Annotated in this window: 23 protein-coding genes; 12 read left to right on the top strand and 11 right to left on the bottom strand. The window is 43.6% G+C overall.

Features of this window, described 5'->3' with window-relative positions; all coding sequences use genetic code 11:
* Positions 1–135 precede the first annotated feature (135 nt).
* From RAM70_RS15655 to RAM70_RS15645, 3 genes are all read right to left on the bottom strand, one after another.
* A complete protein-coding gene (locus RAM70_RS15655; RefSeq protein WP_312674533.1) occupies positions 136–1,470 on the bottom strand; it encodes an AAA-like domain-containing protein in 1,335 nt (444 codons plus the stop codon).
* A 1,048-nt stretch (positions 1,471–2,518) separates the two neighbouring features.
* A complete protein-coding gene (locus tag RAM70_RS15650; protein ID WP_045357363.1) occupies positions 2,519–4,066 on the bottom strand; it encodes a mercuric reductase in 1,548 nt (515 codons plus the stop codon).
* A 371-nt stretch (positions 4,067–4,437) separates the two neighbouring features.
* Positions 4,438–5,193: a TVP38/TMEM64 family protein gene (locus tag RAM70_RS15645; protein ID WP_045357359.1), complete on the bottom strand. Its 756-nt coding sequence runs from the start codon at positions 5,191–5,193 to the stop codon at positions 4,438–4,440.
* Positions 5,194–5,568: 375 nt separating this feature from the next.
* On the opposite strand from RAM70_RS15645, the gene RAM70_RS15640 reads away from it, so the two are divergent.
* The 8 genes from RAM70_RS15640 (at position 5,569) to RAM70_RS15605 (ending at position 13,860) form a co-directional block, all read left to right on the top strand.
* A complete protein-coding gene (locus tag RAM70_RS15640) occupies positions 5,569–6,954 on the top strand; it encodes a cytochrome P450 (protein WP_045357357.1) in 1,386 nt (461 codons plus the stop codon).
* 85 nt (positions 6,955–7,039) lie between these two features.
* A complete protein-coding gene (gene msrP, locus RAM70_RS15635; protein ID WP_045357355.1) occupies positions 7,040–8,023 on the top strand; it encodes a protein-methionine-sulfoxide reductase catalytic subunit MsrP in 984 nt (327 codons plus the stop codon).
* 42 nt (positions 8,024–8,065) lie between these two features.
* Complete coding sequence (locus RAM70_RS15630; protein ID WP_045357352.1) at positions 8,066–8,524, top strand: DUF29 domain-containing protein; 459 nt, start codon at positions 8,066–8,068, stop codon at positions 8,522–8,524.
* A 16-nt stretch (positions 8,525–8,540) separates the two neighbouring features.
* Entirely contained in the window at positions 8,541–9,005 is a 465-nt protein-coding gene (locus RAM70_RS15625; RefSeq protein ID WP_045357350.1) for a DUF29 domain-containing protein, read from the top strand.
* 413 nt (positions 9,006–9,418) lie between these two features.
* Positions 9,419–10,366 (top strand): hypothetical protein, encoded by a 948-nt coding sequence (locus RAM70_RS15620; protein ID WP_216643794.1) that lies wholly within the window; start codon positions 9,419–9,421, stop codon positions 10,364–10,366.
* Between the two features lie 422 nt (positions 10,367–10,788).
* Positions 10,789–11,163, top strand: coding sequence for a DUF433 domain-containing protein (locus RAM70_RS15615; RefSeq protein ID WP_312674526.1), 375 nt, complete (start codon positions 10,789–10,791; stop codon positions 11,161–11,163).
* Positions 11,160–11,555, top strand: coding sequence for a DUF5615 family PIN-like protein (locus RAM70_RS15610; RefSeq protein WP_312674525.1), 396 nt, complete (start codon positions 11,160–11,162; stop codon positions 11,553–11,555). The genes RAM70_RS15615 and RAM70_RS15610 overlap by 4 nt, the downstream gene beginning before the upstream one ends.
* A 334-nt stretch (positions 11,556–11,889) precedes the next feature.
* Positions 11,890–13,860: a PatA/PatG family cyanobactin maturation protease gene (locus RAM70_RS15605; RefSeq protein WP_312674524.1), complete on the top strand. Its 1,971-nt coding sequence runs from the start codon at positions 11,890–11,892 to the stop codon at positions 13,858–13,860.
* On the opposite strand, the gene RAM70_RS15600 is transcribed toward RAM70_RS15605, so the two are convergent.
* Positions 13,840–14,037, bottom strand: a complete 198-nt coding sequence (locus tag RAM70_RS15600) for a hypothetical protein (protein WP_312674523.1) — start codon at positions 14,035–14,037, stop codon at positions 13,840–13,842. The genes RAM70_RS15605 and RAM70_RS15600 overlap by 21 nt on opposite strands.
* Positions 14,038–14,241: 204 nt before the next feature.
* Between RAM70_RS15600 and RAM70_RS23000 the strand changes: the two genes are divergently transcribed.
* The 3 genes from RAM70_RS23000 to RAM70_RS15590 all read left to right on the top strand — a co-directional run bounded on the left by RAM70_RS23000 (position 14,242) and on the right by RAM70_RS15590 (position 16,055).
* A complete protein-coding gene (locus RAM70_RS23000) occupies positions 14,242–14,559 on the top strand; it encodes a Nif11-like leader peptide family natural product precursor (protein ID WP_376750886.1) in 318 nt (105 codons plus the stop codon).
* A 21-nt stretch (positions 14,560–14,580) separates the two neighbouring features.
* A complete protein-coding gene (locus RAM70_RS15595) occupies positions 14,581–14,799 on the top strand; it encodes a hypothetical protein (RefSeq protein WP_312674522.1) in 219 nt (72 codons plus the stop codon).
* 980 nt (positions 14,800–15,779) lie between these two features.
* Positions 15,780–16,055: a hypothetical protein gene (locus tag RAM70_RS15590; RefSeq protein WP_079208546.1), complete on the top strand. Its 276-nt coding sequence runs from the start codon at positions 15,780–15,782 to the stop codon at positions 16,053–16,055.
* 537 nt (positions 16,056–16,592) lie between these two features.
* Here the strand turns inward: RAM70_RS15590 and RAM70_RS15585 are convergent.
* Both RAM70_RS15585 and isiD read right to left on the bottom strand, forming a co-directional pair.
* A complete protein-coding gene (locus RAM70_RS15585; protein WP_045357338.1) occupies positions 16,593–17,591 on the bottom strand; it encodes an adenosine kinase in 999 nt (332 codons plus the stop codon).
* A 164-nt stretch (positions 17,592–17,755) separates the two neighbouring features.
* Positions 17,756–17,968 (bottom strand): protein IsiD, encoded by a 213-nt coding sequence (gene isiD / locus RAM70_RS15580; RefSeq protein ID WP_002732311.1) that lies wholly within the window; start codon positions 17,966–17,968, stop codon positions 17,756–17,758.
* 148 nt (positions 17,969–18,116) lie between these two features.
* Between isiD and RAM70_RS15575 the strand changes: the two genes are divergently transcribed.
* The gene (locus RAM70_RS15575; protein ID WP_312674517.1) at positions 18,117–18,893 is read left to right on the top strand and encodes an SDR family NAD(P)-dependent oxidoreductase; all 777 of its coding nucleotides are present in this window, start codon (positions 18,117–18,119) and stop codon (positions 18,891–18,893) included.
* Between the two features lie 15 nt (positions 18,894–18,908).
* On the opposite strand, the gene RAM70_RS15570 is transcribed toward RAM70_RS15575, so the two are convergent.
* From RAM70_RS15570 to RAM70_RS15550, 5 genes are all read right to left on the bottom strand, one after another.
* Positions 18,909–19,595: a helix-hairpin-helix domain-containing protein gene (locus RAM70_RS15570; RefSeq protein WP_045357334.1), complete on the bottom strand. Its 687-nt coding sequence runs from the start codon at positions 19,593–19,595 to the stop codon at positions 18,909–18,911.
* A 6-nt stretch (positions 19,596–19,601) separates the two neighbouring features.
* Positions 19,602–19,955, bottom strand: coding sequence for an NINE protein (locus tag RAM70_RS15565; protein WP_045357333.1), 354 nt, complete (start codon positions 19,953–19,955; stop codon positions 19,602–19,604).
* Positions 19,952–20,164, bottom strand: coding sequence for a hypothetical protein (locus RAM70_RS15560; RefSeq protein ID WP_004268453.1), 213 nt, complete (start codon positions 20,162–20,164; stop codon positions 19,952–19,954). Before RAM70_RS15560 ends, RAM70_RS15565 begins: the two co-directional genes overlap by 4 nt.
* 54 nt (positions 20,165–20,218) lie before the next feature.
* Entirely contained in the window at positions 20,219–20,500 is a 282-nt protein-coding gene (locus RAM70_RS15555; RefSeq protein ID WP_045357332.1) for a DUF2470 domain-containing protein, read from the bottom strand.
* Between the two features lie 222 nt (positions 20,501–20,722).
* Positions 20,723–20,902: a precorrin-6A/cobalt-precorrin-6A reductase gene (locus RAM70_RS15550; protein WP_072024773.1), complete on the bottom strand. Its 180-nt coding sequence runs from the start codon at positions 20,900–20,902 to the stop codon at positions 20,723–20,725.
* Positions 20,903–21,161: the final 259 nt, after the last annotated feature.

Here is a 21,161-nt window from a genome sequence, read left to right as displayed (position 1 = left end):
AGGAGATAGGAGCCGGTCGTCAGGAGATTATTTTATTTATTCCCCCCACACCCCACACCCCACACCCTACACCCCCCGATGTCGGGGGGGTTGGGGGGGTCACACCCCACACCCTCACTGATAACTGATAACTGTTTACTGATAACTGATAGAGGATTTCACCTCTAAAAAATAGCGTCGATACAATTCATAGCCTGGTACTACTTTATCTCCCGATTGTTTGAGTAGCCCCATACTGCTGAGTTTGTAAGCGAGAATTGGGTCTAATTGTACTGGTTCCACCGCGCTCATCACCCGATCGAGGGCTTTTGCCAGTTCCGGCTGTTGTTCTAATACCGCCCAATGGCGTCGCAGGTGATGGGCATAAATCCCCGTGACGGAGGTGGCAGTAGTTAATATTTGCGTCATGGTTATTTCCTCCCGACTGAGATAGTAGAGGGCAGTTTGTACCAAAGCTGGGTGTCCTCCCACTAGCTCCATCAATTGTTGGACTTTTTCCTGATTTTCCCAGGTGAGTTGATAACGTTGGGCTAATTGCAATACCTCCTCAAGACTGAAATGACTTAGCTGTGCGGGGAATCCCACGTTAAAGGGGGATTGATTGAGCTGCAGGGGAACATAAATTTCTGTGGAATGGACGACGATAAGACGGAGTTTTTGCCAGATAGGTAGGGTTTTGGATTCTTCGTACCAAGAACGCAGCAGCGGTAAAAAATCCTTGGCCACTTGGGGATGTTCAAAAATCTGATTAAGTTCATCAAGGGCGAGGACAATGGGGGCGGTAATCGATTCAAGCAGATAGTCTTGAATGTAAACCGTACAGCTAATCTTGCTGCCTAAATCCTCATCCCAATACTCATCTAATTGCGGTTTTAACTGTAGTTGACGGGCGGCATTGGCACACAACCAGCGCAAAAATTGGTTTAAATCACTCAAAATCGCCTGGTCCACCTGTTCTAAGTTCAAACTCACCGTGCGGTAGCCTTGCTGTTTGGCAAAATCGAGCATTCTCAAAAGTAGGGAAGTTTTGCCCATTTCTTTCGGGGCTTTTATCCGCACTAAAGCCCCCGGTTTCTTGATTTCCTGCCTTATCTGTTCTTCGAGGGGAAGACGTTCTAAATAAAATGGGGAACCAAGGGGAACTGCCCCATTGGGATAGGGGGGCAATGTGTCCAATTTTTCGCTCTTGGATGGAGAATTAACCGGAATTTTGTCTTGAGGGGGTGCTGTTAGCTGAAAATTCAGGGCGGCGATTTCTTGCCAGTCGAGGGATAATCGACGACAAATTTGTGCAAAAGTGGCTTGTTCTACCGGTTTACCGGTCAGGAAGTTACTGACAATAGCCAGACTAAATTCAGCTTCTTGGGCTAAGGAGCGTTGACTGCTAAAGCCCTGCTTTTTCACGGCTAATTTAACTTGATTGAGGCAGTGTTGTTGTACTCTTAGATAGCCCGATATGGAATCTCTCATAAGAAGTGGGGTGTAGGGTGTGGGGTGTAGGGTATGGGGTGTGGGGTGTAGGGTGTGGGGTGTGGGGAGTTTTCTCAGTGAACTGATAACTGATAACTGATAACTGATAACTGATAACTGATAACTGATAACTGATAACTGACTTCTAACCCAATGGTAGATGTTGGATTTTTGCAGGAGTTGTATTTTTAAAAAAAGATAAGCAAAAATTATATATTGACTCCAAAAACTTGAGAATATTTAAATTAACATTCCGCAATATTTACAAATTCTTAAGAATTAATTGAGAAAGATTTTTATTTAATAACGATTTTACAATGGTTACAGCGATTTGATAGAATTTCATAATGGTTTTTTCTGTGCTTTTTTGAGCAGCAATGGCTAAAACCCTTGCCACACCTACAAGGTGATCCTAATTAAGACTGGTAAATCAGTCAATTTCACCGACAACGATGATCTTTTTTTTGTGTAGTTTTATTGCAAAAAAAAAGTTTTTTTGACAAAAAGCACAAAGTATGATAAGTACCCAACCTATTTCTGGCTGCCAGTAGTTATTGCAGAGTGGGAGTTGGGAAGTATTTTCAGTTATCAGTAAACAGTAAACAGTAATCAGTAATCAGTGAAAAGAAAACGGGAGCATCTCATTTATGCAAGTGAGTAATTAGGGCTGGCTGAATAAATCTAAAAACCTTGCTGGATAAGACTTTTAGACTTTTTTGAAATCCAAAAGTACCAGATATGGGAGTGATCAGGGGGAAATTCAGGGACTTTTTCCCTGAAAATTAGGTAATTTACCCCCTCAAAATCTGTAAAACCCCACACCCCGCACCCTACACCCTACACCCTGCCCCTAGGAAAAACTTTTTCAGCAGACCCTAATTATACTTGTCCCTAAAACTGGTTTCTAGCAAGGCTTTCAAAATAGCTTGACATAAAACCTGATTTAGGGGTTACAAAGGTGAGATGCTCCCAAAGAAAACTCAACTCTGATAACTGATAACTGATAACTGATAACTGATAACTGATAACTGATAACTGATAACTGATTTTAACGGGATAATTTAGTCAACAATGCCAAGAATTTTCGACTATTAGGAGTCAGGAGAGTTCGACGATAGGCATCGGCGGCCTTTTTAATCGCTTCCGCTTGGGTGGGATAGGGATGAATAACAGTAGAGAGTTTACTCAGTCCGATTTTAGCAACCATAGCGGTGGTAATTTGAGAAATCATCTCACCGGCGTGGGCAGCGACGATAGTGGCCCCTAAAATTTGGTCGGAACCTTGTTTGTGAATAATTTTTAAAAAACCTGCTGTTTCGCCATCAGCGATAGCTCGATCGACTATACTCAAAGGAATTTTAATAGTATTAGTGGCCAATCCCTGGGCTTGTGCTTGGGTTTCATCCATGCCCAGATGGGCGATTTCTGGGTCGGTATAAGTGACCCAAGGCATAACTAAATTACTGAGCTTATTGCGTCCGAAACCGAAGGGAGAAAAGAGGGTATTTTTAATCACAATACGGGCGGCTGCATCGGCAGCATGGGTAAATTTCCAATCCATACAGATATCACCAGCCGCATAAATTTTCGGGTTAGTAGTTTGCAGATAATCATTAACTTTGACTCCCCGACGGGTATCGTATTCCACGGCCACCGCTTCTAAATTTAATCCTGACAGATTAGGCTCCCGACCAGCAGCGACTAAAATCTCGTCAACGGCGATAGTTGCTCCTTGACCGTTGCTTGTATATTCAATGGTTTTACCCCGTTCATTTTTTCTCACCCGTTCAATTTGGCAGGAGAGAATTAACTGCATTCCTTCCCGCAGGAAAGTATGCTCAATAATTGCGGATGCTTCTCGGTCTTCTTTATTCAAAAGATGGGAATGATTATGAAATAAAATCACCTGCGTGCCTAACCGTTGAAAAGCTTGGGCTAATTCACAACCAATCGGCCCGCCACCGATAATAGCTAATCGGGGAGGTAATTCTGTTAGGGAAAAAATTGTTTCATTGGTATAAAATCCCACTTCTTTTAGTCCGGGGATATCGGGATGAATGGCCCTAGTACCAGTGGCAATGATGGCTTTTTTATAATCGAGGGTTTTTCCCGCCACTGCCACGGCATTTTGTCCTAAAAAACGAGCGCTACCCAAGAAGACATCGATACCTAGTTTTTGGAAACGTTGCACCGAATCATGATGGCTAATATCGGCGCGAATTTGCCGCATTCTGGTCATGACTCTGGCAAAATCTACCCTAGTATCCCCAATATCAATTCCTAATTTTTTGGCTTTCTCAATTTCCCCGATAATTCTAGAGGAACGAATCAGACATTTAGAAGGAATACAACCGAAATTGAGGCAATCTCCCCCCATTAAGTGTTTTTCCACTAAAGCCACTTTCAAACCTATATCTAAACCCGCCGCCCCCGCCGCCACGACTAAACCCGCAGTACCCGCACCAATGACGACTAAATCATAACAATCTTGGGGTTGTGGATTGACCCAATCGGCAGGATGAACATAATTAATTAATTTTTGATTATGTTCGTCCATGGGGAGAACATTAACTTCCCTAGAGCTATTTTCAAACATATTAGACCTCTTGTAAAAATCAAAAATTGTTGTTAGGGTTAGGAGTCAGTAGCCAGTAGTCAGTAGTCAGGAGAATTAAGAATGAATAATAATCAGTTAAATGGTCTATTTACAGATATTATGCAATTTAATTCTTATTTTTGCCGTTTTTGAACCCTGAAAAATTAATTATGCAAGAGGTTTATTAAAGCAGTTATCTTAATGGTGAGATACGAAGTTTTCGTTTTGGGTAGCCGGTCGCCGGTCGCCGGTCGCCGGTCGTCAGGAGATTATTTTTATTTGTTCTCCCCACACCCTACACCCCACACCCCACACCCCACACCCCATTCCCCCACTTCCCACTTCCCCAACCCCTGGCTGATAACTGATGACTATTCATTGATAACTGATGCCAGGGCCTGACGGGCAATTTTTGTGACGTAGAGGGTGACAGCAACGGTAGCGATAAAACCGCTCAGGCGAATAGTCCATTGTAAAACTGGGTTAGTGGCTGGTGCCGAGGTCCCGATAGTGGCAAGATTGCCCGCTAAAGAGCCAATATAGACATACATTATCGTCCCCGGAATCATGCCCGCGGAACCTAGTAGATAATCTTTCAGGGAAACCCCGGTGACACCATAGGCATAATTGAGCAGATTAAAGGGAAATATGGGAGATAAACGGGTTAAAAGCACTATTTTTAAGCCTTCTCTCCCCACAGCTTCATCGATAGCTTGAAATTTACTATTACCTTGAATTTTTTCCGCCACCCAACCCCTAGCCAGATAACGTCCCACCAGAAAAGCGGCAGTAGCGCCGATAGTTGCCCCGATAAAGACGTAAAAAGAGCCTAAAACCAGGCCAAAAACCACACCAGCCCCTAAAGTCAGGATTGAACCTGGGAAAAAGGCCACAGTAGCTAGAATATAGATAATTATAAACGCGATCGCTCCTACGGCTCCCAAACTATCCACCCAAGTTAAGGCATGGAAAAGAATAGTTTGAGGATTAAAACTGGTGGAGGGACTGGATTCGAGGGCAAAAGCGGGGGGAGTAGTCAGGAAAAAAACAAGGCTAAATGTAGTTAATAACAGTAAATGCCTGATAATCACAGTTTTTCCTAAGGGCAAAAACTTGGAAATAATCATAAAAAGTCCCTATAAGGAATGAAAAAAGAGAGATTGAACTATAAAAGCGAATTAAATAGAACTGGGGGCTATTCTACCCCGATTATCATTGTTTAGACCAGAAAGTCAATCCTGAAAATTCCCAGAAAATCCCTCTCTCTCCCGGAAGATAAGACAAGCAACAGCCCGGTAATTTTTGCTGTTTACTTGATAAGCTAAGACGCATCTTAACCGCCTATCCTTAGATTAGCTGAATCTCCCCCCCCCTTGCCTCTTGCAAGAGTGCCTCATCTCAATAAGCAATTTAAATGCGCGGGCAGCTTATTACACCTTGCCGTCTCTGGGGAAAAAATGTCAGAATTAGAAATAATTAGCATTGGATATAGCAATTAATCTATGAAAATCATCGCCAAGGTCAAAACCCCTACCTTCCTGCAAATGGCACAATGGATCATTAATCCCGTAGCTTTTATGGAAAATGCCGCCCGCAAGCATGGCGATATTTTTAGCACAAAAGTGGGTTTAACTGTAGATAATTTTATCTTTGTCAGCAGTCCTTCGGCCCTACAACAGGTTTTAACTAATGATCGTAAACAATTTTCGGCACCGGGGGAAGCAAATCGGATTATTGCCCCGATTATTGGTGATTATTCCGTCGTCATGTTAGACGGAGACATCCACAAAAAACGCCGTCAGCTTTTATTGCCACCTTTTCACGGGGAAAGAATGCGTTTCTACGGCGATTTAATCCGCGATATTACCCTGAGAGTGATGGCAGAATTGCCCCAAAATCAACCTTTTAAAGCCCGTTCAGCGACCACAGCGATTGCTTTACAAGTAATTATGGAGGCAGTTTTTGGAATTAGTCAAGGGGAACGTTATCAAACCCTGAAAAAAATTCTGGCTGAAATGCTCGATATTTTTAACTCTCCGGTGATGGCTTCTTTGCTATTTTTCCCAATTTTGCGGGCTGATTTGGGTGCTTGGAGTCCCTGGGGAAAATACCGGCGTTCCCAAGAAAAAATTGATGATATTATCTACACAGAAATTGCCGAAAGAAAAGCTAATCCTAACCCCAATCGTACCGATATTTTATCACTACTGATGTCGGCCCAGGATGAAGAAGGCAACCCGATGAGCGATAAGGAATTGCGCGATGAATTAATGACCTTATTATTCGCAGGTCATGAAACCACAGCCACTGCTATGTCTTGGGCGCTCTACTGGACTCATCGCTATCCAGAAATTCAAGCAAAAATTCTCCAAGAAATAGCCACTTTAGGAGATAATCCTAACCCGATTGACATAACTAGATTACCCTATCTTTCGGCGGTTTGTTCGGAAACTTTACGCATTCATCCCGTGGGAATGTTAACTTTTCCGCGAGTAGTGGAAGAACCGGTAGAACTAGATGGTTATCCTTTAGAAAAAGGGACAATTCTTATGGGTTGTATTTATCTAGCTCACCACCGCGAGCAAACTTTCCCCGATTCCCATACTTTTAAACCAGAACGCTTTTTAGAAAAACAATTCACCCCCTACGAATATATGCCTTTTGGTGGTGGGGCGCGTCGTTGTATCGGGGAAGTTTTAGCTATCTACGAGATGAAAATCGCTATCGCCACAATTTTGGCCAATTATCAGTTAACTCTAGTTAATAATACCCCCGAAAAACCCAGTCGCCGCGGTGTCACCCTTGCTCCCTCGCGAGGAGTTCCCATGGTCTTAAAAGGACGACGGGAACCTCTGGTGACTGCCCCCATGCTCGCCGAAATTTCTTAAAAAAACTGACAAACTATTGTACAATCAGAGTTGTGGTATTTTCTATCATAACTCTGTTTTTTTGTCAATAAAATTGGGGATAATTATGGTCTTAATTCGTTTAGCTAAATCCTGGCAAATTTCCGAAAATGAAGTTACTTCCGAAAGTGTTTATTTTAACCGTCGTCGCTTTTTACAGGGGTTAATCGGGGCAGGAATTGCGGGGAGTTCCCTATTATTAACTGCTTGTGGTAAATCCTCCTCCTCGGAAGCTTTAGAAAAAAGTTTGCAATTACCTAAAATTGAAGGGTTCAGCAAAAATCCGCAGTTTTTAACGGTAAATCGCCCCATAGTTGCCGAAACTGTAGCGGGGAGATATAACAATTTTTATGAGTTCGGAGGGGGTAAAAATATCTGGTTAAAAGCGCAGAAATTACCAACGAATCCCTGGACGGTAGAAGTGGGAGGATTGGTGAAAAATCCCCAGACCTACGATATAGATACTATTAAAAAAACCTTTCCTCTCGAAGAAAGAATCTATCGTTTTCGTTGTGTGGAAGCTTGGTCAATGGTCTTACCTTGGCTGGGTTTTCCGATGAGTGCTTTAATCGCGGCAGTGGAACCAAAACCGGAAGCAAAATTCGTCCGTTTCACCTCCTTTTATGATCCCGAAATTACTAAAGGGCCAGGATTACATTTAGGACCCTTACCCTGGCCCTATGCAGAAGGTTTAAGAATTGAAGAAATGGCCAACGAATTAGCTTTCTTTGCCGTGGGAATTTTCGGGCATGATTTGCCCAAACAACACGGCGCACCCTTGCGAATGGTTATCCCTTGGAAATACGGTTTTAAAGGAGCAAAATCGATAGTAAAAATTGAATTTACCGCCAAACAACCCGCCACCTACTGGAACACAATTGACGCTCACGAATACGATTTTGAGGCTAATGTTAACCCCAGTAAACCCCATCCTCGTTGGTCGCAAGCAACGGAGAAATTTATCGGCAGTAGAAGTGATTTATCTTGGGAAATTATCGAAACTCTGCCCTATAATGGCTACGGTGAATATGTGGCTAGTTTATATAGTTAAGTTTGATAATTATCCCCATTTATTCAGTTTAACTAAGTATCTATGGACAATAAAACTCTGTACGAACAAGACTTTTATCTCTGGATTAGAACTACTATTAATCAACTGCAAGCGAGACAGTTTGAGCGGGTAGATTTAGAGAATTTACTGGAGGAGTTAGCAAGTATGGGAAGGAGTGAAAAACGCAAAATCGAAAATCTTTTGATTCAATTGCTGGTACATTTGCTGAAACTAACTTACTGGACAGGAGAAAAATCTAGAAATGAGGGTCACTGGAAAGGGGAAATTATCAACTTTCGCCGACAAATAATCGAAGAAATTAAAGATAGCCCTAGTTTGAAACCCTATATTCTGGAAATCTTTGAGGAATGCTATCAATTTTCTAGAAAAGAGGCTCAAGTTAGAACTCAATTACCCCTCGATACTTTCCCCGCTATTCCCATTGGTTCCCTTGAACAAATTCTCGATCAAGATTGGTTTCCCACTAATAACCACGAGTAATATATAGAGGTAAATTATGGATAATAAAACCATGTACGAACAAGACTTTTATCTCTGGATTAGAACTACTATTAATCAACTGCAAGCCAGACAGTTTGAGCGGGTAGATTTAGAGAATTTACTGGAGGAATTAGCAAGTATGGGAAGGAGTGAAAAGCGCACAATTAAAAGTCTGTTAACCCGATTATTAGAACATTTACTTAAGCTCAAATATTGGGCGGCAGAAAGAGAGAGAAACGAAGGTCACTGGAAGGGAGAGATTAGAACTTTTCGTCTCGATATATTAGATGAACTTAAAGATAGTCCTAGTCTGAAACCTTATCTTTTGGAAATTTTTGATGAATGTTATCTTTCAGCCCGAAAAAATGCCAGTGACCGCTCTCAATTACCCCTCGATACTTTCCCCGTTATTCCCATTGGTTCCCTTGAACAAATTCTCGATGAAGATTGGTTTCCTGCGGGCGATAATCTGGAAATATAGCCATCAGTTAGACTGCTCCCCACTGCTGTAACAAAAAACAACTATACCCCGATAGCGATCGCAAAAGGTCGAATAATTGTAAATTGTTGTCAAGGGGTGCGGTCAGATCGAAGAATCATCGCTAGAATAGGACTAATTGTCAGGAATTTAGTTAAACAAGGTTTTTGGCAATATGCTAATCTGGCTAATAAGCTTTTGGGCGTGATATAGGGAAAAGTTCTGGCAATCGTACCTAAATGGAGTGATATACAGAAAGTTTCCACATATTGTTACTTTCAAGAGTGTTATACGGAAAGTTTCTGTATAATCTCTAGTTATGCGGCTTGGGTTATGGGTAATGGAAGTAAGTCTTGTTCATTATTGGGGAAATCTATTACTATTAGGTAATGTGTCAAAATTCCTGTAATTGAGTTATGCAAAATCTTTATACCCTAATTGACAGTAATACCTCTCATCCGCATTACGGGCGGTTACTACAGCATCGCGATCATAGTGACCCTAGTATTTTTCATTACTCAGTACAACTCAATGATTTGGAGTCTCTAGCGTGGGAGCCTGTTCAGGCTGGGAGTGAAAAGGACACTGGGCGAATAGCAGTTTGGTCTATCGATTGGAATCACTTTCAACCTGATCAATCACGTTGTTTGGAGAGAGCGCAGATTAATAAGGCTTTGCACGTCTCTGTGAAAGAATTTCACGAAAAATGGCATTATGAGCTGTATCGCTTCAATTGTGAACATTGGGCACGGCTAGTATCAACAGGAGATTGTAGATGCTACCAAATCGCCGAGTTCAAAAAGTTGGAACAAATTCCTGTTTTAGGTTTTTTTATTGTGGGGGTTGCTGGGGCGGTAACGGGCGCGTGGGAGCATAACGGATATGCTCAGGAAGTAATTGAAAAGGCTTGTATGAAGCTTGGTTGCAGAATATCCGAAATAGACAATCCAAGTCATTCAGATATTACTCTATCTCATCATAATGCTAGTTTGGAAGTAGCTCAGGAGCCAATTACATTAAATTTAATTAATGAAGTTCAAAATGAACTAGATGAATTAGACTTAGCTTTTTTAGGAAGCTTAGCGTCTTATTTTGAGAAAATGCCTGATGATATCCGTCAGTATCATCGAGATCATCATGCTTCAAAAGAAGAAGCATATGTAATAGCAAATTATTACAATAAGACTGCTAAAGTTATCAGAAGTGTTCGGACATTAGAAGACTTAAATGAATTATTAAAACTCTTGGAAAACCTTAAGAAAAAGATTAGTCGATACCAGCATAATGAAGATAAATATCGATGGTCTACATGTTTAGATAAAGAAGTGCTGACAAAGCTAAAGAAATTTATTGATACCCTCTAGAATTATTTTAGAGAGTTTGTGCCGCAGCATAACACTTCGTTGGAGCGGAACGGAAGCTTACGTGATCGGTTATGATTGAAAGTGCGATCGCCGATCTGGTAGGGTGCGTTCCCTAATGTGGCTCCCACTGCTCCAGCGATCGATTTTGGGGAACGCACCATGCACATTAATTGAAGCTGTGGTCTAAATTTGATCGCCGATCTTGTAGTACGTGGCCTGGTGATGCTCACACAAATGATACTGAATTGCCAGATATTGGAGTTCACTACTGGCTAGATGCAGGAACGAGGCTGAAATACATTTTGAAAGTCTGGGTCGAGGATTAAAGAGCTTGCGAATTAGTAGTCAGGGTGGGCGTTTGCTCACCTTGCTTTTTCATGCGGTAATATGGAATGAGATGGTGAAAGACTGAGACTATAGCTATGACGCTCGCATCTAATGGAAAAACCGCTATCATTCGTACAGAGCGAGGACTGACAATCGCAGGAACCCGCATCACCCTCTATGATGTGATGGATTATGTGACTGCTCAATATCCACCTAAGTTCATTCAGGGATTATTTGATCTGACGGAAGATCAAATTAACACTGCCCTGGCTTATATTGAGGCTCATCGTGCGGATGTAGAAGCTGAGTACCAGCAAGTTCTCAAAGAAGCTGAAGAACTCCGACAATATTATGAAGAGCAAAATCGTGAGCGAGTTGCCCGTATTGCTGCGCAACCACCTAAGCCAGGCTCCGAGGCTGCTTGGGAAAAGCTTCGAGTGGCTAAGGCAAAGCGTGAGTCGAAAGTATGATTTTTTTGATTGATCACAATCTCAAAGGTCATGCCTTGGTTTTCTTGGGTGCGATCGCAACTCAGGGCTGGCTTGATATCGTCCCGATGCAGTTCGTCACCTTTGCAGAGATGGATTTGTCGATCAACAGTGATGACAGGACGGTTTGGCGACTTGCTCAAGAGAATCAGATGATTTTGCTTACCGCTAATCGCAGTATGAAAGGGAAAGATTCCCTAGAGCAGGTCATGCGTGAAGAAAATACCTCAGAATCATTGCCTGTCATCACCGTTAGCAATGCTGATCGGCTTTTGAATGATTCCGAATATCGAGGTCGGTGTGTTGAAAGTCTTGTTGAAATCGTGCTTGATATTGATACCTATCGAGGCGCAAGACGCATTTTTATTCCGTGACGCGCCGAATGCTAGAGCCGTTGAAGTCTATCTGTAGGGACACGGCATAACGGGGTCTTTATACTAAATCGGTTTTTAATAGCATGATTAACTCCCAATCCAACTTGAAAAACCCGCTCCCTTCTCCCCCACTGCTGTAACAAAAAACAACTATCCCCCGATAGCGATCGCAAAAGGTCGAATAATTGTAAATTTTTGTCAATGGGTGCGGTCAGATCGAAGAATCATCGCTAGAATGAGCCTAATTGTCAGAAATTTAGTTAAACAAGGTTTTTGGCAATATGCTAATCTGGCTAACAGGCTTTTGGGCCTGATAAAGGAGCTTTCTGACTAGATGCAGTTACTTGAACACAAGTTAAATATCTCAGATATCTTGAATGCTCTTTGGCATGAAACTTTGGGGGATCCCAATATTTGCATCGCTGTTCTCGACGGCCCCGTCGATCCGTCCCACCCTTGTTTCAAGGGATCCAATCTTACAGAAATCCAAACTTTGGTGTCGGGGCGTTCTGGTACAGGCTATGCTTTGCAACATGGGACTCACGTTGCCAGCGTCATCTTTGGACAACACGATAGCCCTGTACGGGGAATTGCCCCTCAATGCCGGGGCTTAATTGTTCCGGTATTCGCCGAGGGAGTAAAAGGTTCGCTTGCCCCTTGCTCCCAGCTTGACCTGGCACGAGCCATTACCCAAGCCGTCGAGCAGGGAGCCAACATCATTAATATTAGTGGCGGTCAGATGACCCAATCTGGTCAGGCTGACTCCTTATTGGTTCGAGCCGTTCAGTTATGCGCTGAGAACAACGTGCTAATCGTGGCAGCAGCAGGCAACGATGGCTGCCAGTGCCTTCACCTGCCAGCAGCCTTACCGACAGTTCTGGCTGTAGGGGCAATGGACGCTCAGGGATTGCCTCTCGATTTTAGTAATTGGGGCGATGCCTATCAAAATCAAGGTATCCTTGCTCTAGGCGAAAACATTTTGGGGGCAGTTCCCGGCGGCGGCACAGCCCTGAAAAGTGGCACTAGCTTTGCCACTCCCATCGTCTCTGGTATTGTTGCCCTGCTGTTGAGCCTCCAACTCAAACAGGGAGAACCGCCAGATCCTCAAGCCGTCCGCACAGCCATCCTCCAGAGTGCTTTGCCGTGCAACCAGCAAATTGCCGAAGATTGCCGCCGCTTTTTGGCGGGGAGTCTCGATCTTGCCGCCGTACAAACTATAATCCTTAAAGGAGAGAGAACCACTATGTCAGAACTAAATTCCCAAGAAACGCCCCAACCAGCAGAGGCGAACAGCACGGGTCAGGTGGAAGCTTCAACTGCCTTGCCAGTCCTAGAAAAACCGATGGTGACTGCCTCAGCCGCCATTTCTTCGCCCACCCAGACAACTTCAGCCAACGTACCTGCCGTTACCCCTAGCAGCAGTTCAACTTCGGTTACTCCCTCAGAAGGGTGTAGCTGTGGCGGAGGCGGACCAATGCAGCTAGTCTACGCCCTCGGAGAACTGGGTTTCGACTACGCTACCGAAGCTCGTCGAGATTCCTTTACGCAAGCTATCCCGCCTACCACGAATCTATTGGACTATCTCGCTCAGAATCCCTGGGAGGCACAGTCGCTGATTTGGACACTCAATCTGGATGCCACGCCAATTTACGCGATCATGCCGACAGGTCCCTTTGCCTCTGAAACTTACGCTCGGCTTCGCGAATTTTACAGAAACCAAACAAATCCCGTCGAGGAGTCTAATCGCGTTGAGCGAATCTCAATTCCAGGTTATATCGGAGGTAGTATCAGGTTGCTTTCGGGGCAGACCGTTCCCGTTATTATCCCGGAAGTGCGAGGTATGTTCAGTTGGACTGTTCCAGCCTTAATCAACTCGTTAGTGCCACTTGCAATGCAAGCTGCAACGCAAGCTGCAACAGAATCGGAGAGGACACCACCAACGCAGGAGGAGGTGACAGGTAATCTGACACGTAAGCTTCAAGAGTATCTGGAGCGTATCTATTACGACTACCGTAACCTGGGCATTACCCCACAGGAACGGGCGCTAAACTTCTCAGCGACCAATGCCTTCCAAGCGACAGTGGTGATGCTTGATGCAGGAATAGGCGATCTAGCGCTTGACAGCATTACGGTAGAGAAGAGTCCTATCTGTCGTCCCGATTCAGATTGTTACGACATAAAGCTACAGTTTTTTAACCTGGTGGATAACCGAAGATCTGGAAAAGTCTATCGATTCACCATCGATGTCAGCGACGTGATTCCAGTCACTATTGGTACGGTCCGCTCATGGTCTATAGCCAGCTAATAAAACCCCATTGGGAGGAGAATCCATAATGCTATTGCCAATACAAGCACCACCAACAATCAGAAAAGTCAGCCCGACAAAAATCTTAGGCGTGATGGCAGGGATTAATCCATCAAACTGGAAGTTGCGATGCGATCTCTGCTGTGAAGCGGGTGGGGGAGCAGTTTGTAATTCCATTCTTCCAGGCTGCGTTTGTCCGCTATGAAGCATAACTTGAGCTACGCAGCAGGAGGAAATTACTATAGACCTCTTGCAAAAGTCTTAAGTCGATCCTTGTACAGCAACATTTTTGAAGATTATCAACTACTAATAAATAATTAACTGAAAGTCCCTCCCATTATTGTTTCTATCGTTTGTTTTCGGATTTATGCAAGAGGTCTTATGTCTATAGAAAGTGTGAGACAGTTTAGCCAGATTGCCCAGGATGATACATGGATTAAAAATAGCCTAGAAGCAACGACAGATCGAGAAAGTTTAATAAATCTCGCTGTGCAGCTTGGTTCTGAGAGGGGCTTCAGTTTCACAGCCAACGAGGTAGAGGAATATTTTACAGAAGAGAGAGGAGGTATTTCGATAACGTTTGAGGAGGTGTTTTCATCGTTTAGTCTAACGAGGATTGATAGAACCTCCAGCATTTGCTCTAAACCGCCGTACTTGGCACGTTTAATATGTGAAAGAGCTGTAAATGATTTTTTGTAAATCTGTAAAGGAGAAATCACCATGAAACTTCCGATTCAAGCCCAACCCGTCATGAGAGGAGTTAGTTCCTCAAAACTCGCAGGGAAGACAATTAACCCTTCTGAATGTAGTTGGTTGCGCTGTGGCGCAAAAGTCTTAGAGTGTGCATCTGCTTGTTACGAAGGTGGAGTCGGTGCCTGTCTAGCCTGTCTGGGTCCTTCTTATGAAGCTTGTAAAGACTGCTTCAGCGATATCTTCTAATCAAAGTATACTAGGAGAGTCAGCTTGCTTTCCTGGCATAAATTTTTAAAAGTAAACCTCAATAAACAGGAGAAATCACCATGAAGCTTCCCGTTCAAGCCCAGCCAGTTATACGTCAATTGAATACTTACGCTTCCCAACATCAAGGTATACTACCATCAGGTAAGTGTTGTGGTGATGATGAGTATTGTTTGGGTCCTTGTATATGTGTTCCATTTGGAGGCTGTAGTTGTGCTGGTGCGTGCATTCCTAAACTGTGAACAAGATCGTGTTTGTTAAGTTTCCATTTTCACAAATTAACCTTAGAAAACAGGAGAAAGAACCATGAAGCTTCCCATTCAAGCCCAACCAGTTCTGCGAAATGTCAGCGATACCAAAATAGCCATGATGAATGCAGTAACAGCATCTGGGTGTTCGACTTGGAAAAAAATTGGCTGTGCTGCCTCAGTAGCAGCCTGTGCCGGAGTCTGCTATGCCAGTGGAGGACTCGCATGTGCGTCTTGTTTTGCCGGTCTAGGGCAGAGCGGTTGCATTGATTGTCTATAAAAGGAGTAAAGAATCAGAATTTTTTATAATTGGAGATTAGGACAGGCAAGATTAACTTCTTGGAGTTCCCAATCTCCAATTTTCAGGCTTTCCTAACTCTTTTCAGCTACCCTGGCTCAATCCTGCTACCTGCCCAAGCTCCCTAACCGCCTCATCCTGCTTCGTCCGCGCCTCAGTTAACTGGTCATTCAAGCGATTGTCCCACTTTCCCACTACTGGTACACCACAGCGCGATCGCCGATCTGGTAGGGTGCGTTCCCTAATGCGACTTCTACTGCTCCACTGATCGATTTTGGGGAACGCACCATGCACATTAACTGAAACTGTGGGTTTAAGTGCGATGCCGCTCTTGTGGGCCTAGTTGGGGAATGTTAGCGAAGATTTCCGATGTTTAGGTTAAAATAGAGGGCAAAAGTTGCCCCAGGGTCAAGCCAATGACAGTTCGTCAACCCCGCTACAGCAAAGAAGAATTCCCTCGACGTGGTAATGAGATTTATGAATCTCAGGTACGTTCTCAAGTGGAGGAGGGAAATCAGGGGAGAATTGTGGCGATCGACATCGAAACTGGAGCGTTTGAGCTTGCCGACGATACGATTACTGCTACCGATCATCTCTATGAGCGTGTCCCTGATGCTCAACCTTGGGTGATTCGGATTGGACATAGAGCCGTCTTCCGTTTTGGCAGTCGCAGCCAGAGAAAGCCCGTATGATGTGTGGGGATGGGTCTTTTGTATGGCTTTAAACTTCAGATTGAGGCAGTGGAAGGTGGGCGCGTTACAATTGAAGCGCTATGACTCAGCCAAAGTTATCGGTGAAGACGGTCTAACTTTACCGTTATACTGAATCGGTTTTTAATAGCATGATTAACTCCCAATCCCACTTAAAAAAACCCGCTCCCTTCTCCCCACTCTCCTATAACTTTTAAACAGGATTTAGTATGACTATCTAGGGTTTGCTGAATAAGTACGGGCGAAGCATTCGGATAGAAAATCTACGTTTTCACCGATAGGTTATTGCCCGAATGCTTCGCCCCTACAGGACGCGGGCCGATGAAGACGCAAGGTTTTGAACGACGATTCTCTCAAAATCTTGCACCTGTTTCGCGAGAAAAGCCCCAAAACCCTTACTTTGCCTACATTTCAAATTTATTCAGCAAACCCTATCTAAATTACTCGTTAAGACTATGAGCAGGGAGCAGGGAGAAAAAACCTGACTCCCGATGACTGAAAGCTGATCACTGACAAAACCTATCCCAAAACGATCAAATCGCGCAGGGATTGAATTTCCTCGGTTTGTAAACGCGCCCCAAAAGTAGAAACCACCCGGGCAGCCGCTAGAGAAGCGAGATTTCCCGCTCCTTTGTAACCCATACCGTGGGTAATACCGTAGAGAAACGCACCTGCGTACATATCCCCCGCACCGACGGTATCGATCGCCTGTACGGGATGGGAGTCAATTTCCAGGAGATTTTCGCCATCATAGATCAAAGAACCATTGGCACCCCGGGTGATAGCGAATCCTTTGGCAATGGTTTTAAAATAGGCGATCGCTGACTCGATTTCCTCGCTGCCGGAAATAGTCAAAGCTTCCGACTCGTTAGCGAAAACGAAATCTAACCCCGTTCCGATCATTTCCAGTAATCCCTCCCGGAAGAAGATCGCCATATTGGGATCCGACAGGGATAAAGCGGTTTTGACTCCAGCAGCCTGAGCAATTTCTCGCCCTTTAATAGCGGCAGCTTTGGCAGTGGGAGAGGTGACGAGATAACCTTCGAGATAGAGATAATCGGCATTAGCGATCGCTGAGGGGACTAATTCTCGTTCGGAAATTTCCCCGGTGATGCCGAGAAAAGTATTCATGGTGCGATCGGCATCGGGAGTGACGAAAACTAGACATTTTCCCGTGATTCCCACCTCTTTTTCGCCGCCATGTTCATTGGTATGCAAACCACAGGCGCGCAGATCTTGCAGATAAAACTTACCTAATTCGTCATTGCCCACTTTACAGGAATAGAAACCTCTACCCCCCAACTGAGCGATCGCTACTAGGGTATTCGCCGCCGATCCGCCGCCGCTGCGTTTACAATCAAGAGCCAATTTTTCCATCAACTGGGTTTGACGATTTTCGTCCACCAGCGTCATCACTCCTTTATCGATGCCCAATTCTTGCAGTAATTCAGGAGAGACTTGAAATTCCATATCAACGAGCGCGTTACCGATCCCATAAACGTTGTATTGTTTGCCCATAATCTAGTCGATCGCCTAAAAATACTTTGTTACTGATATTAGGGAAATAAGGGGCAAAAAGCTAGGGGTTTTTTTCAGCCGGAGAATACGATAAACAAAAATTATCGGTGTGCTAGTCTCACACACCGGCTAATTTTTGTTAAGTTTTGTTTAACTAAGCCACTTCAAGCCTCATCGTAGGCTTCTAGATCCAACAGATAAAGATAAGGTTCGGCTAATTCCTGCCTTTGAAAAGCGATCGCTCGCAACAGATGCCAATCCCGCAAAGCCTCGAAAGGGTTACTATACTCATCTTTTTCTAGTCGTTCGGCTAAAGAAGCAATATCAGCGGCGGTATATTTGGCAATATCTTGATCAGTGAAGCTTATAACTGTCATTTCTGCACCTTCCTCGACCTTTGTTCTATTTCTAGCCTAACATATATTCTGAGTTGAAAAAATGCCTTGAGCGCCAAGTTAAGAACTGTAAATGGATGGGTAATTGTGGTAAGATTCCAGCAAAAGAGCTATTTTTGGTTGATCTTCTATGAAAACAGCCCTCATTACCGGTGCTTCTACTGGTATCGGTGTCGTCTTTGCTCGTCAACTTGCTCAACGGCAAATGGAGCTAATTTTAGTCGCTAGATCTAGGGATAAACTAGAACAATTAGCAGCGGAATTGGGGGAACAATACGGGGTAAAAGTGACGGTTATCGTTCAAGATCTGACCGTTGCCGGGGCGGGAAAGCTGGTATATGATACGGTGAACCAAAAAGGAATCAACGTTGATTTACTGGTCAATAATGCCGGTTTTGGTGATTATGGGGCTTTTAGCGAACAGGATTTAGCCCGACAGTTAGAAATGATCCAGTTAAATAATCTGGTATTGGTGGAATTAAGCCACTATTTTCTCCGTCCCATGCTTGCTCGCACTGGTGGGGCAATTATCAATGTTGCTTCCATTGCCGGGTTTCAACCGCTGCCCTATCTTTCCGTCTATGCGGCGACAAAAGCCTTTGTCCTCAGCTTTAGCGAGTCTCTCTGGGCAGAAAATAAGGAGAAAGGCGTTGAAATCCTCGCTCTTTGCCCCGGTCCGACGGAATCCAATTTTTTTGAGGTGGCCCGATTTCCCAGTGCCTTTATGGGCAAAAACGGCCGGTTAGATTCGGCAGAAGTGGTGGTACAAGAGGCTTTAACTGCCTTGGCAAACAAACGCCCCAACGTGGTAGCAGGTAAATTGGCTAATAAAATTATCGTCAATCTGCCCCGTTTTTTACCTAGAAGTTGGATCGTGTCTTTGATAGAAAAGCAATTCAAGCTATAAGTAGAATAAAGCGAATTAGAGCAATTGCTGATAGGATTTTAAGGGAATACCTGTCCGGTTTCTCACTTCGATGGCCGAACGATAGACACCGTTTTTTTCTCTTTCGGCGACAATTTTATCGGCCAGGGAAAAGTCAAGACCGAGATTGACTAATTCCGCAACGGAGTAGTAGTTTAAACAACGCCAAGAAACGTCAACTTCTTGGCGAATATCGTAGGCAAAGATAATCAAAGGTTCTAATTTTTTGAGATAATTTTCCGGTAAACCAGCTAGGAAGTGTAATTCTTCCAAATGGGTAAAAATATGTCCTTCATTACGGACAGAAACAATATCATTGGCATAGACAATCGGCAACCCTAATTTATAAACCAGATCGTTGGTGGAACAGCTGTTAATATCAATTTTTTCAAGAGGAGAGGATGACTGTCTGGAATCGGTTCTATTTGCCGAAGCTATTGGATGGGAATTAAGCTGTTGACGGATGTATAAACCCAGGCCGATTTGGGCAAACCAAATTACGATAAAAGACTCTTGTGTAAGGAAAATAAAGGAGATAATTGTCAAAGCAATGCCGACGGATAACCAACTTTGGTTATTAGTTTTTTTGCCAGCATTAGCAATGGCAAGTCCCCCGAAAACTGGGACTAAGGATAGCCAGATCCACTCGGAAGATTCGGGAGGGCGAGGAGAGAGATTAGACATATTTTTTTAAAGAGAATCTAAATATTTTCTGCGTTTTTCTTCGTATTCTTCAGCAGTAATAATTCCCTGATCGTAAAGTTTTTTAAGCTGGAGTAAAGTAGCGGTTTTTTGCTGGGCTGATTCTGGCAGTCCTCGCTCTCTACTGCTGGGGAGATAGTTGGGATTGTATTTAGCATCAAAAGCTTGATCTGACATGATGATTAAACCAATAAATTCAAAAAAAGCAATGATGCCGGGGATAAAAGTCCAGAAGAAAAGTAGATAAAAAATACCTGCCAAATTTTCCCCTAGATAAAACTTATGGATGCCAAGATAACCGAGAAAAAAGGCTAGTAAAGCCGCTATAGTTCTATTTCTCATAATTTTTGAGATTTCCCTAATTTAGCCAAAAGAAAGTATAAAACCACGATGCCTGCCTGTAATTCCAAGAGAGTAATATAACCCTTGACTAGATAATTTAATTCTAGGGAGGAATTAAAGGCAAAAACTAGCACACCCAAGACTAAAAAAGGCAGTAAACGCCAGCCAGACTTGGGTATTTTTATTCCCGTACTGTTAACCTGATTCATGGGCTAATTTTCTAGGTTGGTCTTTTTCGGTGATAGGGGCAAAATCGGGCTTTGTCAAGGGGTGGTTTGATTAACTTTTAGCATCTCAACGAGGATATTATGGGCATCCTTGGCTGATTCTAGGGTGCGCTCAAACGGTATTCTAATTGTTTGACTCTCCCCTAATTTTTCTACGGCTAAATCCATGCCTTGGGGATCGATGGAGAGCATTTGAGCAGTTTCTGCATCGGTAATATTACCGTAAACTTGAGCGTAGAAAAGCACGGCATCACAGTGATCTTTGTTCATGTGTTTACAGATGCGCTCGCTAATGGCGGGAGTGATAGTTTCAGACATAATATTCCAGAAAAAATCGATAATATCGTTAAAATTGCTAGTTTTTTGGGATAATTAGGGTGGGTACTGGCAAAAGCCAGTTCTAAATCGAGGCAAATGGGGGACGGAGGGCAATAATTTGATTGCTGGTCAATGATGCTTCTCAGGCTGTCTCTAACGAGTTTACAACAGGTAGCAGACGGATGAACAGGGGCGCGATATCTTGGAGGGTTTCTAAACTATCTAGCTCAAGACCGATTTTTTGATAGGGCGCAGATAGGGGATATTAGTTAGGGTAGCGTAATTAATCGCTAATTGGCAGATAATTTGGGCGTGGGCATGGGAGGCATCAATAATAAGTTTAATGTTATTTTCTTGACAAAAAGCTTTAATTGTGTATTTATCTAAATTGTTCCAATTCAGGTCAATCGAAGTAGTGGTCTGTCAAAGCCATAATCACGGATAATGGGAGAGATAAATTCAGCCTAATTTGTCCAATGATGCTGGCTAAGAATGAACGCACCTCTGGGCAAAAATTGAGCCAAAAAGAGAGTTAGTAACTTATTCATGTCCTTAAAAGGAGGCAGCTTGCAGTGACTGAGCAACGTACCAGTATTGATTAGCCCAACACAGGAAATACTTGGTAGATGAACGTTATCCAGATGCGGTGAGTATTGGGATT

This window comes from Microcystis wesenbergii NRERC-220 (assembly GCF_032027425.1).
In the GTDB taxonomy this organism is placed as follows: domain Bacteria; phylum Cyanobacteriota; class Cyanobacteriia; order Cyanobacteriales; family Microcystaceae; genus Microcystis; species Microcystis wesenbergii_A.
Note: the sequence above shows the minus strand (reverse complement) of the source record. Positions and strands in the feature narration are given on the sequence as shown.

Bases quoted from the DNA above. Each gene is read 5' to 3' on its own strand.
- RAM70_RS15625 (WP_045357350.1), top strand. From the start codon at position 8,541: ATGGATAATAAAACCATGTACGAACAAGACTTTTATCTCTGGATTAGA.
- RAM70_RS15650 (WP_045357363.1), bottom strand. From the start codon at position 4,066: ATGTTTGAAAATAGCTCTAGGGAAGTTAATGTTCTCCCCATGGACGAA.
- RAM70_RS15640 (WP_045357357.1), top strand. From the start codon at position 5,569: ATGAAAATCATCGCCAAGGTCAAAACCCCTACCTTCCTGCAAATGGCA.
- RAM70_RS15570 (WP_045357334.1), bottom strand. From the start codon at position 19,595: ATGTCTAATCTCTCTCCTCGCCCTCCCGAATCTTCCGAGTGGATCTGG.
- RAM70_RS15585 (WP_045357338.1), bottom strand. From the start codon at position 17,591: ATGGGCAAACAATACAACGTTTATGGGATCGGTAACGCGCTCGTTGAT.
- RAM70_RS15655 (WP_312674533.1), bottom strand. From the start codon at position 1,470: ATGAGAGATTCCATATCGGGCTATCTAAGAGTACAACAACACTGCCTC.
- RAM70_RS15555 (WP_045357332.1), bottom strand. From the start codon at position 20,500: ATGTCTGAAACTATCACTCCCGCCATTAGCGAGCGCATCTGTAAACAC.
- RAM70_RS15575 (WP_312674517.1), top strand. From the start codon at position 18,117: ATGAAAACAGCCCTCATTACCGGTGCTTCTACTGGTATCGGTGTCGTC.
- RAM70_RS15565 (WP_045357333.1), bottom strand. From the start codon at position 19,955: ATGAGAAATAGAACTATAGCGGCTTTACTAGCCTTTTTTCTCGGTTAT.
- RAM70_RS15645 (WP_045357359.1), bottom strand. From the start codon at position 5,193: ATGATTATTTCCAAGTTTTTGCCCTTAGGAAAAACTGTGATTATCAGG.
- RAM70_RS15600 (WP_312674523.1), bottom strand. From the start codon at position 14,037: ATGGAATTACAAACTGCTCCCCCACCCGCTTCACAGCAGAGATCGCAT.
- RAM70_RS15595 (WP_312674522.1), top strand. From the start codon at position 14,581: ATGAAACTTCCGATTCAAGCCCAACCCGTCATGAGAGGAGTTAGTTCC.
- RAM70_RS15610 (WP_312674525.1), top strand. From the start codon at position 11,160: ATGATTTTTTTGATTGATCACAATCTCAAAGGTCATGCCTTGGTTTTC.
- RAM70_RS15590 (WP_079208546.1), top strand. From the start codon at position 15,780: ATGACAGTTCGTCAACCCCGCTACAGCAAAGAAGAATTCCCTCGACGT.
- RAM70_RS15615 (WP_312674526.1), top strand. From the start codon at position 10,789: ATGACGCTCGCATCTAATGGAAAAACCGCTATCATTCGTACAGAGCGA.
- RAM70_RS23000 (WP_376750886.1), top strand. From the start codon at position 14,242: ATGTCTATAGAAAGTGTGAGACAGTTTAGCCAGATTGCCCAGGATGAT.
- isiD (WP_002732311.1), bottom strand. From the start codon at position 17,968: ATGACAGTTATAAGCTTCACTGATCAAGATATTGCCAAATATACCGCC.
- msrP (WP_045357355.1), top strand. From the start codon at position 7,040: ATGGTCTTAATTCGTTTAGCTAAATCCTGGCAAATTTCCGAAAATGAA.
- RAM70_RS15620 (WP_216643794.1), top strand. From the start codon at position 9,419: ATGCAAAATCTTTATACCCTAATTGACAGTAATACCTCTCATCCGCAT.
- RAM70_RS15560 (WP_004268453.1), bottom strand. From the start codon at position 20,164: ATGAATCAGGTTAACAGTACGGGAATAAAAATACCCAAGTCTGGCTGG.
- RAM70_RS15605 (WP_312674524.1), top strand. From the start codon at position 11,890: ATGCAGTTACTTGAACACAAGTTAAATATCTCAGATATCTTGAATGCT.
- RAM70_RS15630 (WP_045357352.1), top strand. From the start codon at position 8,066: ATGGACAATAAAACTCTGTACGAACAAGACTTTTATCTCTGGATTAGA.